The sequence below is a fragment of the Opitutia bacterium KCR 482 genome (genome assembly GCA_029269845.2).
Lineage (GTDB): Bacteria > Verrucomicrobiota > Verrucomicrobiia > Opitutales > Intestinicryptomonadaceae > Merdousia.
The window spans coordinates 1,447,127-1,464,081 of sequence record CP149973.1 but is presented as its reverse complement, the minus strand read 5'-3'; the positions used below and the strand labels follow the sequence as shown (position 1 = coordinate 1,464,081).

12 protein-coding genes are annotated in these 16,955 nt (G+C 55.3%); 7 read left to right on the top strand and 5 right to left on the bottom strand.

Features of this window, described 5'->3' with window-relative positions; all coding sequences use genetic code 11:
• Nucleotides 1–113 precede the first annotated feature (113 nt).
• The 4 genes from pflA to pflB form a co-directional block, all read right to left on the bottom strand.
• A complete protein-coding gene (gene pflA / locus P3B99_006080; GenBank protein ID WYJ06776.1) occupies nucleotides 114–869 on the bottom strand; it encodes a pyruvate formate-lyase-activating protein in 756 nt (251 codons plus the stop codon).
• A gap of 185 nt (nucleotides 870–1,054) precedes the next feature.
• The gene (locus tag P3B99_006075; protein WYJ06775.1) at nucleotides 1,055–2,020 is read right to left on the bottom strand and encodes a hypothetical protein; all 966 of its coding nucleotides are present in this window, start codon (nucleotides 2,018–2,020) and stop codon (nucleotides 1,055–1,057) included.
• A gap of 153 nt (nucleotides 2,021–2,173) precedes the next feature.
• On the bottom strand, nucleotides 2,174–3,283 hold the full coding sequence (locus P3B99_006070; GenBank protein WYJ06774.1) for a hypothetical protein: 1,110 nt from the start codon (nucleotides 3,281–3,283) through the stop codon (nucleotides 2,174–2,176).
• A gap of 324 nt (nucleotides 3,284–3,607) precedes the next feature.
• Nucleotides 3,608–5,854: a formate C-acetyltransferase gene (gene pflB / locus P3B99_006065; GenBank protein WYJ06773.1), complete on the bottom strand. Its 2,247-nt coding sequence runs from the start codon at nucleotides 5,852–5,854 to the stop codon at nucleotides 3,608–3,610.
• 232 nt (nucleotides 5,855–6,086) lie between these two features.
• Between pflB and P3B99_006060 the strand changes: the two genes are divergently transcribed.
• Nucleotides 6,087–8,876: a family 78 glycoside hydrolase catalytic domain gene (locus P3B99_006060; protein WYJ06772.1), complete on the top strand. Its 2,790-nt coding sequence runs from the start codon at nucleotides 6,087–6,089 to the stop codon at nucleotides 8,874–8,876.
• A gap of 210 nt (nucleotides 8,877–9,086) precedes the next feature.
• Here P3B99_006060 and P3B99_006055 read toward each other — a convergent pair whose 3' ends face one another.
• On the bottom strand, nucleotides 9,087–9,755 hold the full coding sequence (locus P3B99_006055; protein ID WYJ06771.1) for a hypothetical protein: 669 nt from the start codon (nucleotides 9,753–9,755) through the stop codon (nucleotides 9,087–9,089).
• A gap of 55 nt (nucleotides 9,756–9,810) precedes the next feature.
• Here P3B99_006055 and P3B99_006050 point away from each other — a divergent pair, with 55 nt between their 5' ends.
• The 6 genes from P3B99_006050 (at nucleotide 9,811) to truB (ending at nucleotide 16,955) form a co-directional block, all read left to right on the top strand.
• The gene (locus P3B99_006050; GenBank protein WYJ06770.1) at nucleotides 9,811–10,713 is read left to right on the top strand and encodes a hypothetical protein; all 903 of its coding nucleotides are present in this window, start codon (nucleotides 9,811–9,813) and stop codon (nucleotides 10,711–10,713) included.
• Nucleotides 10,714–10,984: 271 nt separating this feature from the next.
• Nucleotides 10,985–12,238, top strand: a complete 1,254-nt coding sequence (gene nusA, locus P3B99_006045) for a transcription termination factor NusA (GenBank protein WYJ06769.1) — start codon at nucleotides 10,985–10,987, stop codon at nucleotides 12,236–12,238.
• A gap of 39 nt (nucleotides 12,239–12,277) precedes the next feature.
• Complete coding sequence (infB, locus tag P3B99_006040) at nucleotides 12,278–14,851, top strand: translation initiation factor IF-2 (protein WYJ06768.1); 2,574 nt, start codon at nucleotides 12,278–12,280, stop codon at nucleotides 14,849–14,851.
• Between the two features lie 3 nt (nucleotides 14,852–14,854).
• A complete protein-coding gene (rbfA, locus tag P3B99_006035; GenBank protein ID WYJ06767.1) occupies nucleotides 14,855–15,226 on the top strand; it encodes a 30S ribosome-binding factor RbfA in 372 nt (123 codons plus the stop codon).
• On the top strand, nucleotides 15,223–16,227 hold the full coding sequence (locus P3B99_006030; protein ID WYJ06766.1) for a DHH family phosphoesterase: 1,005 nt from the start codon (nucleotides 15,223–15,225) through the stop codon (nucleotides 16,225–16,227). The genes rbfA and P3B99_006030 overlap by 4 nt, the downstream gene beginning before the upstream one ends.
• Nucleotides 16,227–16,955 (top strand): tRNA pseudouridine(55) synthase TruB, encoded by a 729-nt coding sequence (gene truB / locus P3B99_006025; protein ID WYJ06765.1) that lies wholly within the window; start codon nucleotides 16,227–16,229, stop codon nucleotides 16,953–16,955. The genes P3B99_006030 and truB overlap by 1 nt, the downstream gene beginning before the upstream one ends.

Genomic DNA, 16,955 nt, shown 5'->3' with positions numbered 1-16,955 from the left:
GACATTGCCGCGCTAAAAAACTCGTGGCGCGTCGGCTTTAAGCCGCGTTGAAATTTTGCTAGAAATAATGCTTTTTAGAGCAACAACGCATTCAGCCTCCCCATGCTTCGCTTTTATTGCAGGGTTGCGTTAAAGCCCGCTTTTTTAAAAATCTCCAAAGCCCTTGCGCACTGCTCTTTTGAAAGCGCTGCGGAAGAGTCTAGCCTATACGGAATGTCGAGCGATTCCCATTTTGGGACACCAAGCGTGTGATATGGCAGCAAATCGACCCGCGTTATGGAGCGGTATTTTTTCAGAAATTCCGCAAGGCGCGTTAGATACGCTTCGTCGGCAGAATAGCCGTTGAGAAGCACAACGCGGATATGGATTTCCTTGCCGCGCGAGTTCAAATATTCCAAAAACGCGAGAACCCTGTCGTTGGGTTTTCCCGTAAGTTTTTGATGCACGGCGGAATCGAGATGTTTTATGTCGAGCAGAAAGAGGTCGGCAAGCTCCACGATTTTCGCCGCCGATTCGGGGTTTTCGATATGCCCGCAAGTGTCTACGGCGATGGAAATGCCCTCCTTTTTCAGGATTCCGAAAAGCTCTTCGAGGAACGGAATCTGCATGAGCGGCTCGCCGCCCGACACAGTGAAGCCGCCGCCCGAAAATGCGAAAAACTCCCTGTATTTGAGGACGTCCGCGGCGACCTCTCCGGCGGTGCGGGCAGTGTACTCCGCCGCGCCCCAAGTGTCGGGGTTGTGGCAGAACGCACAGCGGAACGGACAGCCCTTCAAAAACAGCACATACCGAAGCCCGGGGCCGTCGAGCGCGCCCATTGTTTCAACCGAATGTATTTTCCCGATAATCACGCAAAAAATAATCGGCATACGGGAGCGGATTACAAGAAAATCCGTAAACCCCGCGCCGAAAGCGGACAAAAAAAAGCGGAGTCCGAATCATTCCGAAAGAAATGCCGCGCCCCGCTCCCCGTACGCAATACCACAGCGACGCATTGCCGAAAAAAAGGCGGAGTCCGAAGACTCCGCCGAAATTGGGGAATGAAATTTGCGCCCTACTTCCTGCGGCGGTAGACTGCGAGCGCGAGCGCGACAGCCCCGAAAATCGCCGCCCATTCGGCGGGTTCGGGAATCGCCGACGCCGAAAACGCGTAGTAATTTTTGCCGTCGTATGTAATTTCGCTCTTAACCAAATCGAGCGTTTTGCCCGAGTTGTCCACAATCTTGAACGTCTGCGACCTCTTGACAATTGAGCCGTCGTCCTCGACAGTGAATGCCTCTTTCAGGAAGAGAATCGCGCCGTCTTCAAGCGCATTGCCTGACTTGATTGTAACGTCACTCGCGCTCGTTGCATCGCCGTAGAATTCGCTACCGTCGATGCACAAGTACGCGCCGTCGGTCACCGTAAAGGAGAATTTGTCGGGGTTGTATTTGCGGACATCAAGCCTGATGTGCTGCGAAGCCGACATTGAAATCGTGAACGCTTTGTTGACTGTCGCAATGAACGCGCCGCCGTCGGCATTTCTGATTGCGTTTTTCCTCTCCAAGCCCAGCCAAACCGAATTCTGGTGCGCGGCGATTTTCGTCGTAATAATGCCGCCGACTCCGGCTTCGCCCTTTTTAATATTTACGGCAAGCTTGCCCTCGCCCGAAATCATGCCGTTTGTATTTTTGACAATGAGAGTGCCTTTGGTGTTTTCGGAAAATACGAACCCCGCATTCTGGTCTTTGACCACCCCGACGCCGTATTTTGACGTACCGTACATGACGCTTTCGCCCGAAATCGTTAGAACGGTGTCGTCGTCAAAATTCAGATTGCCTGCGCCGTATTTAAGCGCGCCGACTTTTCCGCCAGTCTCGCCGTCCTGTATTATAGCCGCCAAATCGGAAGCGCTGCCGGTCCCCTGAACGTACCAATAGTCTCCGTTTGCGGAGTCGGATATTAATTCCGCTTGACTAAAATCGGCAAATGCCGAACTTGCGGCAAGCAATGCCGCCACAGCTATATGTATCTTTTTCATGTCTGTTTATGTTGGTTTAATTTGATTATTATAATGGCACTAAATTGAAAGTTTGAATCAAGTCAATACTTTTATGTAAAAAAAAATTTTATTTCCACCATTCACAAAATCAGGACAACGTCAGCACATGGGGCTCATCATGCCGCCCCCCTCTTACTGCACTGGACGCATTCCGAACCCCAACAGAGGGTTTTCGCGGAATTTGCCGACAAAAAAACCGCCCTCCGATGAACGCGAAGGCGGTTTTGCGAAATTATTAAAATGCCCTACTTCCTGCGGCGGTAGACTGCGAGCGCGAGCACGGCAGCCCCGAAAAATCGCCGCCCATTCGGCGGGTTCGGGAATCGCCGACGCGTAGTAGTATGTCTGCGAGTCAATCGTCGTCTTGCCGAAGCGGAGCTTGTCTTCGCCCATTTTAGAATTTGTAGTGGGATCGAAGAACGCGATTACCTGTTCGACACCCGCATGGCTGATTGTAATTTCGCCGTCCACAAAACCGCCCGACGTTACAATCGATTCGAGGAACAGCACCGTGCCGTCGATTTCGCCGTTAACGAGCGAAATATAGCATGTCTTTCCCGAAAGGGACGGGGGCATCCAGCCAGTCGACGATTTCACGAAGAGGTTTGCCCCGTCGGAGAGCGAAAGGTTGAAGGCGTTATTGATGCTTGTGCGAATGTCCAAGTCTATCACTTGGTCCGCCGACATGTTCAGGTTGATTTGTCCGGCGGCGTCAACGAACATGCGGGTGTTGTATTTTGCAGACGCCGCTTTCAAGACGTTTGCCTTGTGGAGGTTGAGGTTGAGCGTTCCGTATTGCGCAACCGCGGTATCGGTGATAATCGTGCCGAGGTAGCCCTTTTCGACATTGATTGTAAGAGCGCCTTTGTTGTGGTTGCCGTAGCTTGTCGCAAAGCCGTTTTTCAAGTTCATGCCGACCGTTGCGCCTTCCTTGAAATTCAAAACCGAATTGCCTTTTGCGCCCAACGCGTATGCGCCGCTGCCCACTTTTGCCGTGCCCGTGATTTCAAGACCTTTCAAGGCGTCTTTTGTGAAATTTACGGTGATGTCTTCAAGAACAAACGCATTCGAGCTTGGGTTTGTCTTAATGTTGTCAACCGTGCCCTCGTTGACGCCGTCCGTACCCGAAATGTAGTAAATAGTGGCCGTGTCGATTGTTGACTCGGTTTCCGTAAACTGGAATGTGTCGGCAAAGAGCGACCCCGCCGCCAAAGCAAACACCGAATATGTAAGTTTTCTCATATGGTTATACTCCTATTTTTGTTGGTATTGTTGGATAGGCGAATGTGATACCGTATTGTGAATACTCGTGTCAAATAAAAAATCAAAAAAACACATCTAAATCCTTTTAGTAAAATAAGCAGTGGGATTTTAGGTTCTTCCGCTTCGCGCTTTTTATGCGCGGACATTTTTTCGCTTTTTTTGAATAATGTCGTTTTCGACGTATTGGCGGGGATTTATCGCACAAGAGTATTCTCAATTCTGCGCCCGCGCCCTCCGAACTTGCGCACAAAAAAAAGACGCGCCTTGCGGCGCGTCTTTCGCAAAATTCCCAAAAAGGAGCGGTTAGAATTTCGAGTGGAATGTTCTCGAAATAACGTCCATCTGCTGGGGTTTTGTAAGCTTTATGAAGTTTACCGCGTAGCCCGAAACGCGGATTGTAAGCTGCGGGTATTTTTCGGGGTGTTCCATTGCGTCCATGAACGTTTCGCGCATGAGAACGTTGACGTTCAAATGCTGTCCGCGCTTTGCCATGTAGCCGTCGATAAGCCCGCAGAGGTTGGAGACTTTCTCCGAATCTGTCTTGCCGAGCGAATTCGGGAGAATCGAGAACGTGTTGGAAATGCCGTCCTTTGCGTGCTCGAACGGAAGCTTTGCCACAGAGCACAGCGACGCCAGCGCGCCGCTCGAATCGCGGCCGTGGAACGGGTTTGCTCCGGGGGCGAAGGGAACGCCCGCCTTTCTGCCGTCGGGGGTGTTGCCCGTCTTTTTGCCGTAGACGACGTTCGAGGTAATCGTAAGAATCGACTGCGTTTGGATTGCGTCGCGGTATGTGGGCAGTTTGCGGATTTTATCCATGAACTGCTTGACAAGCCCCGTCGCGATGGAGTCAACCCTGTCGTCGTTGTTGCCGTATTTGGGATAGTCGCCCTCGATTTCGAAGTCTACGGCGATGCCCTGCTCGTTGCGGATTGCCTTGACCTTCGCGTATTTGATTGCCGAAAGCGAATCCGTTACAACCGAGAAGCCCGCGATGCCGCAGCCCAATTTGCGAACAACGTCCTTTTGCATGAAAGCCAACTGCGCCTTTTCGTAGTAGTACTTGTCGTGCATGAAGTGGATTATGTTGAGGGCGTTGACGTATGTGCGGCTGAGCCAGTCCATCATTTTGTCGAGCTTTTGGCAGACTTCGTCGTAGTCGAGATACTCGGAAGTGATGGGCGTCATGCCCTTTGCCACGAGCGCGCCCGTGCGCTCGTCCACGCCGCCGTTGATTGCGTAGAGGAGAGCCTTTGCGAGGTTTGCGCGCGCGCCGAAGAACTGCATTTCCTTGCCGATAATCATGGGCGAGACGCAGCAGGCGATTCCGTAGTCGTCGCCGAAAGCGGGGCGCATGAGGTCGTCGTTTTCATACTGGATAGCGGAGGTCGCAATCGACGTTTTTGCGCAGAACGCCTTGAACGGCTCGGGAAGCTTTGCCGACCAGAGAACCGTGAGGTTCGGCTCGGGCGCGGGGCCGAGGTTCGAGAGCGTGTGGAGCATGCGGAAGGAATTTTTTGTGACGAAAGTCCTGCCGTCGTCGTTCATGCCGCCGAGAGATTCGGTTACCCAAACGGGGTCGCCGCTGAAAAGGTCGTTGTATTCGGGCGTGCGGAGGAAGCGCACCATGCGGAGCTTGATGACGAAGTCGTCCACAATTTCCTGAACCGCGCTTTCGTCGAGAACGCCGCGGGCCAAGTCGCGCTCGGCGTAGATGTCGAGGAAGCTCGTGGTGCGGCCGAGCGACATCGCCGCGCCGTTCTGGTCTTTCACCGCCGCCAGATACGCAAAATACGTCCACTGGACGGCTTCGCAGAAGTTCGTTGCGGGCTTGGAAATGTCGATTCCGTAGAACGACGCCATGCGGCGGATTGCCTCCAACGCCTCGATTTGCTCGGCAAGTTCCTCGCGCTCGCGGATAACTTCGGCGGTCATGAGGGCGTCGTCGGTTTCGGCTTTTTCGCGCTTCTTGTCTTCGATGAGAATGTCGATTCCGTAGAGGGCGAGGCGGCGGTAGTCGCCGATTATTCTGCCGCGGCCGTAGGCGTCGGGCAGCCCCGTGATAATCGCGGAGTGGCGGGCGGCCTTGATGTCGGGCGTATAGGCGTCGAACACGCCCTGATTGTGCGTCTTGCGGTATTTTGTGAAGATTTCCTTCACGCGCTCGTCCTCTTTAAGGCCGTACGCCTCGCAGGAGGAGTGCACCATGCGGTATCCGCCGCAGGGCATGATTGCGCGTTTGAGGGGCGCGTCGGTTTGGAGACCCACGATAACCTCGGCGTCTTTGTCGATGTAGCCGGCCTTGTGCGAGTCTATCGCGGAGGGAGTGGAAACGTCGGCGTCGAGACAGCCGTTTTTCTCGATTTCCTTTTTCATCAGAACAAGCACCTTTTTCCAAAGTGCATTAGTGCGCTCCGTAGCGGGAGCGAGGAACGAGTCGTCGCCTTCGTAGGGAGTGTAGTTGAGTTTGATGAAGTCGAGCACGTCTACCGACTCCGTCCACTTGCCGGTCTTGAAACCGTCCCAAGCCTGTTTTGTATTTTCGATTTTCATTGTGTGTAAAAAGTACGGGGGTTAAGGGTAAAAATTCCTCAATTTTTTATGCCGATATTCAATACCCCTAAAAGTTTTCGTGTAAACCAAAATCGGCGCGAAAAAAAATTAAACTGTTTAATCGGCACAGGCGCAGCCGAAAACAAAAGAAAAGACAATAATTTCAACACTTTCGAATACAACGACAAGAAATTAAAGTTGACGCGAAGCGCAAAAAACGGATAATGATTTTATGAAAAAGTTTATTTTTACAGCAACAATCGCGCTTTCGACGGCGTTGGCGTTTGCCGACAAACCTTTCGACACCACGGTGGGGGAATTTTTCAAAAATCCCGTGGGGTATTCGCTCGAAAGCCCGACGTTTTCGTGGAAACTCCCTGTCGGCGAAAAAAACGCAGTCCAAACCGCCTACCAAATTACGGTGATGAAAACGCCCGACGGCAGGGGCGAAATCCCCGTGTGGGACAGCGGAAAGGTGCTTTCGTCGCAGTCGGTGAAAGTGCCCTACGGCGGCAAGCCGCTTTCCTCGCGAGAACGCCTCTACTGGCGCGTCCGCTACTGGGACGCCGACGGCAACTCGTCGGACTGGTCGGACGCAAATTTCTTCGAAGCGGGGCTTTTGAACAATTCGGACTGGTTGGCGAAATGGATTTTCTCGCCCGATCCGCGCATTTCAAAAACGGTTAAAATAAACCGCCCCTCGCACAAAAACGAACACGTTGCAGACTACCTCCCGCCGACCTACCTCCGAAAAGAGGCGGACTTCGGCAAGAAAATAAAGTCGGCGCGTCTCTATGTGGCAAGCCGCGGCATTTTCCAATTCTACATCAACGGCAAGAAAGTCGGCAACGACTTCTGGGGAACCGGCTGGACAGACTACAAGACAAGAATCCAAACCAACACCTACGACATCACGAAAATGCTCTGGCGCGGCAAAAATACCTTCGGGGCGATAATCGCCGACGGCTGGTATTCGGGCAGAATGAGCTCCGACAAAAAATCGCGCGGCTTCTACGGAGACCGCCCCGAAATCCTCGCGCAAATCGAAGTCGAATACGCCGACGGCTCGCGCGAAACGGTGGCGACCGACGCCTCGTGGAAATACTCCTTCGGCGCGATTCTCTACTCAGACATCTACGACGGCGAAGCCTACGACGCCCGCAGGGAAATGCCCGACTGGAACAAAAACGGCTTCGACGACTCCGCTTGGAAAACGCCCGCCGAAAAGAACGTAGAGGCAAAGCCGCTTCTCGAACCGCGCCGCAACCAGCCGATTGTCATAAAAGACATTCTCACGCCCGTTTCCGTCAGGAAAGTCGCAAAGGGCACATACATTTTCGACCTCGGGCAGAACATCGCGGGCTGGGCGCGGATAAAAATTCCCGCCCGCTACGGCAAAACCGTAAGACTGCGCTTCGCCGAAATGCTCCAGCAGGACGGCACGCTCTACACCGACAACTACCGCTCCGCGCTCTCGGAAGACTTCTACACAAGCGCGGGCGGAATCAGACCCGACGAATGGGAGCCGCTCTTCACCTACCACGGATTCAGATACGTGGAACTCAGCGGTCTTTCCGACGAAATCGAACCCCAGACGGACTGGGTAAGCGGCGTCGTGCTCTACAACGACATGCCCGATACAGGCTCGTTCTTCTGCTCGAAGCCGAAAATCAACGCCCTCCAAAACTGCATACGCTGGGGACAGCGCGCAAACTTCTTCTCCACGCCCACAGACTGCCCGCAGCGCGACGAACGCCTCGGCTGGACGGGCGACGCGCAGGTGTTCGTTCCCACCGCCGCGTTCAACATGGACGTCTCGGCGTTCTTCACAAAGTGGACGCTCGACCTCGCCGACTCCGCAAAGAAGTTCGGCGCGCCCGCGGCAATCGCGCCCGCGGTGTTCGGGGCGCAGGGCAGAGCCGCCTGGGCGGACGCAATCGCAATCTGCCCGTGGGAAATCTACGCTGCTTTCGGCGACAAAAAAATTCTCGAAAACAACTACGAGGCAATCGCCGGCTGGGTTGAATACATGAGGAAAACCTCGAAAGACCTTATCCGCCCCGACGCGGGCTTCGGCGACTGGCTGCAACCCAACGGCAAGCCGAACCCCGCCCACTCCGACGCTCCCAGAGACCTCATCGGCACGGCGTATTTTGTCCGCAGTACGGACATCGCCGCAAAAGTTGCGAAAATCCTCGGCAAAGACGCCGACGCAAAACGCTTCGAAAAGCTCGCCGACGACGTGCGCGCCGCGTTCGTCAAGGCCTACGTCTCGCCCGACGGCACGGTGAAAAGCGACAGCCAGACGGCGTACCTGCTGACGCTCGCATTCGACATCGCCCCCGAAACCTCGCGCGAAAAAATCTTCGGGAAACTCGTTTCGGCAATCGCGCGCGACGGATACAGGCTCAACACGGGCTTTGTGGGAACGCCGCTGCTCAACCCCGTCCTCACGCGATTCGGCAGAATGGACTTGGCGTACAGGCTCGCCAACAACGAAGGCTATCCGTCGTGGATATTCCCGATTAATCAGGGCGCAACCACAATGTGGGAACGCTGGAACAGCTACTCGCACGAAAAGGGCTTCGGCTCGGCGGGCATGAACTCGTTCAACCACTACGCATACGGGGCAATCGGACAGTGGCTCTACAAAGACGTTGCGGGCATTTGGCGCGACGAAAACGCCCCCGGCTACAAAAACATACTCTTCCAGCCCAAGCCCGGCGGCGGCTTCACGTTCGCAAACGCCACGCACGAAACCCCCTACGGAACGGCGTCGTCATCGTGGAAAATCACCGACGGCGTAATGGAGTGGACGGTGGTAATTCCGCCGAACGCAACGGGCAAAATCACATTCCCCACACGCAACGCAAACAGCATTCGCGTAAACGGACGCCCGCTCGCAACAAGCGCGCTGACATTCGACGACGGCTTCCCGACAATCGAAAATGCGCCAAGCGGCACTTACGAAATTCTCCTTCGCCCCCACTGCGCGGGCGAACCGCGCAAAGCCGCAAAATAGCGCGACGCAAACTCCGAAAACAAAGACGGACTCTCCCGCAAGGGGCAGTCCGTCTTTTATTATATACAAAACGCCCAATGCCGACACGCTCCGCGCGAAACGCACAAACAAAACCCGCGGGCAAAAAACGCCGAAATTTCAAAGCCCGCCGCGTCTCCGACCAAGCCCGCCGCGTGGGCGATTGAAAACATCGCGCAACCGCGCACGCCGCTATTTTGCGGAGGTAGGCACAAGAGATTTCGAATACGGCTGCGGAGCTTCGTCCTCGGCGGGGATTATCTTTCGCGCCCGAAGCTCCTCTTTCGATACGGGGGTGAGATAGAACTCTTCGGACTCGTTCGTGGGGAATGGCGTTTTTATGGGGGCGGCAAAATCTATCACCTCGTCAACGGTCTTGCCGTCGAGCATTTTTGCGACATCGGTCTCGGTGAGTTTTTTCTGCTCGGCGTCGTACATGATTTTCGCGACCGCGGCGGAAAAGCGGCGTTGCTTATCGAGCGACACGCCTATGAGCATTCGCCCGACGCTCGCGTTGAAAGACTCCGCGCTCTTGCCGTCAACGCGCTTGGCAGTCCCTCTGAGCTGGGGAGTCATCGACTTTGCGAGGGCTACGATTTCGTCGGCGGTCTTGCCGTTGACAAGCTCGACATATTTTTTGTGCGCGGCGGTCTCGCCGTATTTCTGCGAAAGCACGACGCCGATTGTCGCCATTGCGGAGGCAAACGCCTGCTGCTGCCCGTCGTTTTCGATGGCGGTCAAAGCCTCGAAGAACGTCTCCTGCAATTTTTCGTTGGAGCTTGCGTCGATTTTCTTCGCGCCGCCGAACGCCGACACTGCGGCGGCAAAAAGCAGTATAAATGCCGACAAAACCTTTTTCATGTTTGCGATGTTTATAAAATTGACACGAAAGGCAAACGTAAATTACCTTTAAGACATGAAGAAATATCTGTTGGTTTTAACGGCAATTTTTGCGGTCTCCGAAGTGTTCGCGCTCGGATTCTCCACTGTAATCAAGGGAAAATCGGGAAAATTCTCGACCTGCGAATGGGAGTCAGACCCCCACAACAACCCCGTCCCGATGAAGGGCAAACCCGGTCGCAAAGACTATGTTTGGCTGAAAACCAGAAACAAAGACTTTGTAATCGACATGCCCGTCGAATGCAGAGGGCTTTCCGTAATGTACGACACCCGCGCGGTAATGGACGGCAAAAAGCTCACCACAAAAGAGATTTACTTCAACCACGGCGGCTGGACAAAGTCGGTAAACTTCCTGAAATTGCGCAAGAGCCAAGTTGCGCTCAACGGCTCGCTGCAATTCTCGGTTTGGGAAAAATGCAAGGAAATGGGAAGCAGCACCCTCTATTTGGAGGACACAAAAATGGACATGACAGGCAACATCATGTTCACAATGCCCGCAATATACGTCAAGCCCGTAAAAAACCACTCGGGCGCGACGATTGACCTCACGGGCAACTCGCAAATCAACGCCAAGGGCGAACTTGTGCTCGACTCCATCATGGCGGAAATGCCCGATCTCCACTTCCGCCTCGTCTTCAACGAAAAGGACGGCAAAATGCCGTCGATTTCGGTCAAGAGCGCGAATGTCTCGAATGCGGAGCTTAAAGTAAACGTAAAGGGAAAGCTCAAAAAAGGCGTCTACCCGCTCTTGGCAAGCACGGGAAAAAAAGCCCCTGCGGGCAAATTCCGCTCGATAACGTTCAACGGCAAAAACGTTTCGCTCGGCTCGACGACGGCGCAGGGCGGGCTTGACTACACAATCAAGCTCGGCTCGCTCGACGGCAAAAGCCAGAAAGACTACATTCTGGAAGTCAAGTAGCCGCAAACGGAATTTAAGAACCGCACGCGCCGCAAAACACGGCGCGTTTTTTTGCGCCCAGCGCGCGGCTGAAAAGCGGAAAACACCCTTTCCGCCGACGCGCTGCGGACAAACCGCCACACCCGACCCCTACTGCGCTATTTTTTTACTTGACTTGAAAGAATATAGATAGAATTATTTGACACAGACTCGGAGTGGGCTTTGCCCGCTCTTTTTTGTCTACACGCAAAAATACCGAAAATTACACAATTAAATCCCGAAAGAATATAATATGAGCAACAGCAGCGAAATTTTGGCAATTCTCGAATACATGGAAAAAGAGAAGCAGATAAGCCGTCAGGACATGATTGAATCAATCGCGGCGGCAATCAAAAATGCTGCCTCCAAGAGCGCGCATGCGGGATACGACCTTAAAATCGACATCAACCCCAAGTCGGGCGCGCTGAAATCGTGGGCGCTGCTTACGGTAAGCGACAGCGTCGCAGACCCCGCAACGCAAATCCACATCGACAAGGCGAAACTCATCAAGCCCGACGCCCAAATCGGCGACGTCATCGAACGCGAAATAGACCTTTCCAACCTCGGACGCATCGCGGCAAAGAACGTATACCAGAGCATAATCCAGAAAGTCCGCCAGTTCGAAAAGGAGAGAATTTTCGACGACTATAAAGACGTTGTGGGCGACATCGTATCGGGCACAGTCCGCCGCCGCGAAAAGGGCGCGTTTGTAGTGGACCTCGGCAAGGCCGAGGCTATCATGCCCAAGCGCGAATGCGTCCCCGGCGAAGACTACGGCGCGGGCGAAAGAATCCGCTGCCTGCTTCTGGAAATAGACAACTCGCCGCGCGGCCCGGAAATTATCCTCAGCCGCGCAAGCTACAAATTCGTGCGCAGACTTTTCGACTTGGAAGTCTCGGAAATCGCCGACGGCTCGGTCAAGATTGAGGCAATGGCGCGCGAACCCGGCTACCGCACGAAGATTGCCGTAAGCTCCGCAGACCCCCGCATCGACCCCGTGGGCGCGTGCGTCGGCGCGGGCGGCTCGCGCGTGAAGAGCATTGTCAGAGAGCTTAACGGCGAGAAAATCGACGTCATCAAATACTCGCCCGACCCGATTACACTCTTGGAAGAGTGCATTAAACCCGCAGTCGCAAAGAACGTAAAGGTGGACAATTTCAACAAAATCATTTCGTTCGAAGTGTCCGAAGCCGACCTCTCGGTGGTAATCGGGAAGCGCGGCTCGAACGCGAAACTCACGTCGCGCCTGTTGGGCTGGAAGCTCGACGTCGTAAAAGAGGCGGCGGAAGTTGCGGGATTCGACGAAAAGATTGTGCAGGCGGCGGAATCGCTCGCAAAGGCGTTGCCGACGCTCTCGTTCGAAGAGCTTTGCATGCTCGTAGACAGGGGCTTCACCACCCTCGAAGCTTTCGAAGGCGCGGAAGCGCACGACCTCGTGAATGTCGGCTTTGACGAAGCCGAAGCCGCAAAAATCATCGAAGCGGTAAGACAGCATCAGGCGCAATAGAACTTTGCGGAAAAGAACAAGTAAAAAACAGGGCTATAAATGAGCATCAGAATACACGCCTTAGCCAAGGAACTAAACATACCGAGCAAAGAGCTGATTGATTTCATCAACCAGCGCAAAGACAAATACGGCTTGGAGATTAAAACGTCGTCCAACGCAATCGCGCCCCTGTATGCCGAAGAAATAGCCAACGACTACAAAGCAACCGCGACGGCGGCAAACGCAAAGCCCGAAGCCGCCGCAGACGCCGCTCCCGCGCCCGAAAAGGCGGAAGAACCTAAAAAGGTCGTAAAGACTGCGGCGGAAGTCGAAGCCGAAAAGAAGGCGGAGGAAGCCGCAAAAAAGGAGGAGGCCAACCCCGCCCCCAAAGCGGAGGAACAAAAAGCGGCAACACCGCCGCCCCCTCCCCCAGCTCCCGCGGTGAAAACGCCCCCGACGGTCTCGAAACCGCCCGTCATGACGCCCCCGCCCGCGCCCGTGCGCAAACCCGCGCCGGTAGTTCCGCCGCCCTTTGTGTCGCGCCCGAAAATTTCAATGCCCTCCGTACCGCCGAGCACTCCGAGGCAGGAGCAGAACAGGCAGCCCGAAGTGGTCATCAGGAGCGAACCGAAACAGCCGCCGCGCGTGCAAATGCCCTCGCGCCCCGCGTCTTCCGCTCACGCTGTGCCGCCGATTAACCGCGCTCCCGCGCCGGTCGTTCCGCCCGTGCCGTCGCGCAGCCCCGCGCCGCTCGTGCCGCCTATGGCGCGCCGCGCCCCCGCGCCCGCTGTGCCGCCGACCGCGCCGAAAGACGCCGCCGCTCCCGCAGCCGACGGCGCAAAGCGCAAGACAATCATGGTAAAGCCGCCCATCATTGTGCGCGACTTCGCAAAATCCATAGACGTAAAGCCTTTCCGCCTCATTTCGGAACTCATGGACATGGGCATCTTCGCCTCGATGAATCAGGCGATTGAAGAGCCTGTCGCAATCAGAATCGCGCTCAACCACGGCTTCGACCTCGACATCAAGCACAGGGGCGAACAACAGCAGCAGCAGCTTGCCGCCGCCGCCGCAAAGCGCGAAATGGCAAAGCGCATAGAAGACGACATCAAAAACTACGTCCCGCGCCCGCCCATCGTCTGCATACTCGGACACGTCGACCACGGCAAAACCACGCTGCTCGACACAATCAGAAACACGAACGTCGTCGCGGGCGAAGCGGGCGGAATCACCCAGCACACCGCCGCCTATCAGGTGGACTGCGGCGGCAAGAAAATCACTTTCCTCGACACCCCAGGACACGCGGCGTTCTCTAAAATGCGCGAACGCGGCGCGAATGTGACCGACATCGCCATTCTTGTCGTCGCCGCAGACGACGGCTTCATGCCGCAGACCGACGAAGCCCTTAACTTCGCCCAAAAGGCGGGCGTGCCGATTGTTGTTGCGATCAACAAAATGGACGCAAAGGGCGCGAATATCGACCGCGTAAAACAGCAAATGCAAAAGCGCGGAATCACCTCGGAAGACTGGGGCGGCGAAGTGCTCTGCACGCCGATTTCCGCGCTCAAAAACACGAACATCGACAAACTGCTCGAACTCGTGCTTCTGCAAGCCGAAATGATGGACTTGAAGGCAAACCCGAAGGCGACGGTAGAAGGCGTTGTAATTGAAAGCCAGCTCGAAGCCGGCCGCGGCGCAACATCGACTGTCATCGTCCGCGCGGGAACAATGAAGCCCGGCGACGTGCTCGTCTGCGGCGAAAACTGGTGCAAAGTGCGCGCATTGCTCGACGACAGGGGCAAAAAGATGAACAACGCAACCCCCGCAACCCCTGCGGTCGTAATGGGCTGGACGGGCGCGCCCGAAGCGGGCGAATCTTTCAAGCGCGTCGAAAACGACAGAACCGCGCGAAAGATGACCGAAGAGGCAATCCTCGAACGCAAAAAGGCGGAGGCGGCGGAAGTCGCCCCCAAGCCCACAAGCCTCGAAGAGCTGATGGCGGCAATCGAAAACAAAGACCAAAAGATTTTCAGGTGCGTCGTAAAGAGCGACGTTTCGGGCACGGTGGAAGCGCTCGTCGCCTGCTTGGAGGACATCAAGAGCGACAAGGTAAAGCTCGAAGTAATTTCAAGCGGCGTCGGGCAAATCTCGAAAACCGACGTCGATTTCGCGGCAACCGCAAACGCGTCTATCGTGGCGTTCAACGTCAAGATGGAAAACGGCGTTTCGGGCTACGCAAAGCACAAGGGCGTTGATTTCATCACGCACAACATCATCTACGAACTCATCAACATGGTTCGCGACGCGATGAAAAACCTCCTCGAACCCGAACTGCGCGAAAACAAACTCGGCGCGGCGGAAGTGCGCGCACTCTTCAACGTCTCGAAAGGCGGAAAGGTCGCGGGCTGCATGGTCACCGAAGGGCTTGTCAAGCGCGACAAGTTCGCGAGGGTGTTCCGCAAGGGCAGGGAAATTTCGAAGGGCAAGATATTCGACATCAAACGCTTCAAGGACGACGTTTCGGAAGTCCGCGCGGGCTACGAATGCGGCATCTCGCTCAACAACTTCGACGAATTCGAAACGGGCGACGTTATCGAATGCTTCGAAATCCTCGAAATCAGACCCGACCTCTAAAATATGGGACAGCGCAAAATCAGAGTCGGCGAATTGATACTCCAAGAGCTTAGCGCGCTGCTGCACAGTCGCTGGCGTTCGGAGTCGGTGTCAATCACGCTGACGGAGGCGGACGTCTCGCCCGATCTAAGAAACGCGAAAATCTACTATTCCGCGCTCGGAAACCGCGAAAACATCGCGCGGGCGGGCAAGTTTTTGGCGTCGATAAAAAAGGAACTGCGACAAATGCTCTCCAAGAAAGTGGTGCTGAAATACTCGCCCGACCTACAATTCATTTTCGACGCGTCGGGCGAACGCGCGCTTAAAATACTCGCGGCAATCGACGAAATCGACGCCGGACAAAAGACCGAAGGGGAAGCGGAAAAGCCCGAATGAGCCTACTCTTCCCCGAATACGCCGAAGAATTCAGGGCGCTGCTGGACGCCGCCCGCGGCAGGAAAATCGCGGTCGCGGGACACATGCGCCCAGACGGCGACTGCATTTCCTCGCAATTTGCCGCCGCCGACTTTCTGCGGCAGGCGGGCGCAGCGGTTGTCGTGTGCGTGAACCAAAACAAAGTACCCTACCTCTACGAAAATTTCGCGGTCGGCGAAACAATGCTCGACGCCGAAACTTTCGACGACGCGTCCTTCGACATCATGACGGTAGACTGCGCCGACTACGCGCGGACAAACCTCTCGCTCTGCAAACGCTTCCCCGAACCGCTGGCGTGCATAGACCACCACGCGACAAACCGCCCGTCGGCAAAAATCAACATAATCGACGCAAAGGCGGGGGCGACTGCCGAGCTTATCGGCGGCCTTGCGCTCGACGCGGGGCTTGAAATCTCCAAAGAGACCGCAAACAGGCTCTACATGGGAATTGTCATGGACACGCGGCAGTTCACGACAACATCGACGCGCACAAAAACTTTCGAAATCGCGACGTCGCTCGTCAAGGCGGGCGCGGACGCGGCGTGGGTCGCAATACAGCTCTACCAGCGCGAGAAATTCGCAAAACTCAAACTTTTGGCGTCGTACCTCCAAACGCTCACAATGCACTTCGACGGGCGCGTCTGCATAGGGCTGTTGCCCGAAGGCGTCTACGAAAAAACGGGCGCGGAAAAGGCGGACAGCGACGGACTTGTTGACTACGCAAGAAGCGTGGACGGCGTGGACATCGCGGTGCTTCTCGAAGACATGAAAAACGGCGTCAAGGGAAGCCTCCGCGCAAAAACGCCCGAATACAAAGTCAACGAAATCGCCGCACATTTCGGCGGCGGCGGACACCTTGCGGCGGCGGGCTTCACCGCCGAGGGCGAAACAATCAACACGTTCTATCCGAAGCTCTTGAATCTAATAGAGGCTTCGCTTCAAAACGCAGACAGGTCAAAATAATGGAAAAAGCGGGTTCTGAATACGAGGGCATTCTCCTCATCGACAAAGACGCGGGCTGCACGTCGCACGACGTCGTGAACAAAGTGCGGCGCATACTCAAAATCAGAAGCGTGGGTCATGCGGGCACGCTCGACCCCCTCGCGACGGGGCTGCTCGTAATCCTCGTGGGACGCGCGACGAAAGTTTCGCAGTACCTAATGAGCCTCGACAAAGTCTACGACGGCGAAATGAAGCTCGGCGTCGAAACGAACTCGCAGGACTCGGAGGGCGAAGTTGTCTCCGAACTCCCCGTGCCCGAATCCGTCAACGAAGCGTACATGCGCGAGCAAATGGCGTCGTTCCTCGGAGACCAGTACCAGACGCCCCCGATGTTCTCGGCAAAAAAACTCAACGGAATCCCGCTCTACAAACTCGCCCGACAGGGGCAGGAGGTTCAGCGCGAACCGCGCTTTATCAACATTTCGAAATTCGAGCTGCTCGAATGGAACAAGCCCGCGGCGAAGTTCAGGCTCGCGTGCAGCAAGGGCACATATGTGAGAACCGTCTGCCACGACCTCGGCAAGAAAATCGGCTGCGGGGCGCACATGACGCAACTGCGCAGAATTTCGAGCGACAAATTCAACGTCGAAAACGCAATCACCGTAGAAAAGCTTTCGCAACTAAGCCCCTCGGCGATAAAGAAAATCCTAATACCCGTGGCGTCGGCAGTGCCGAGCTTCGCGCTCTGA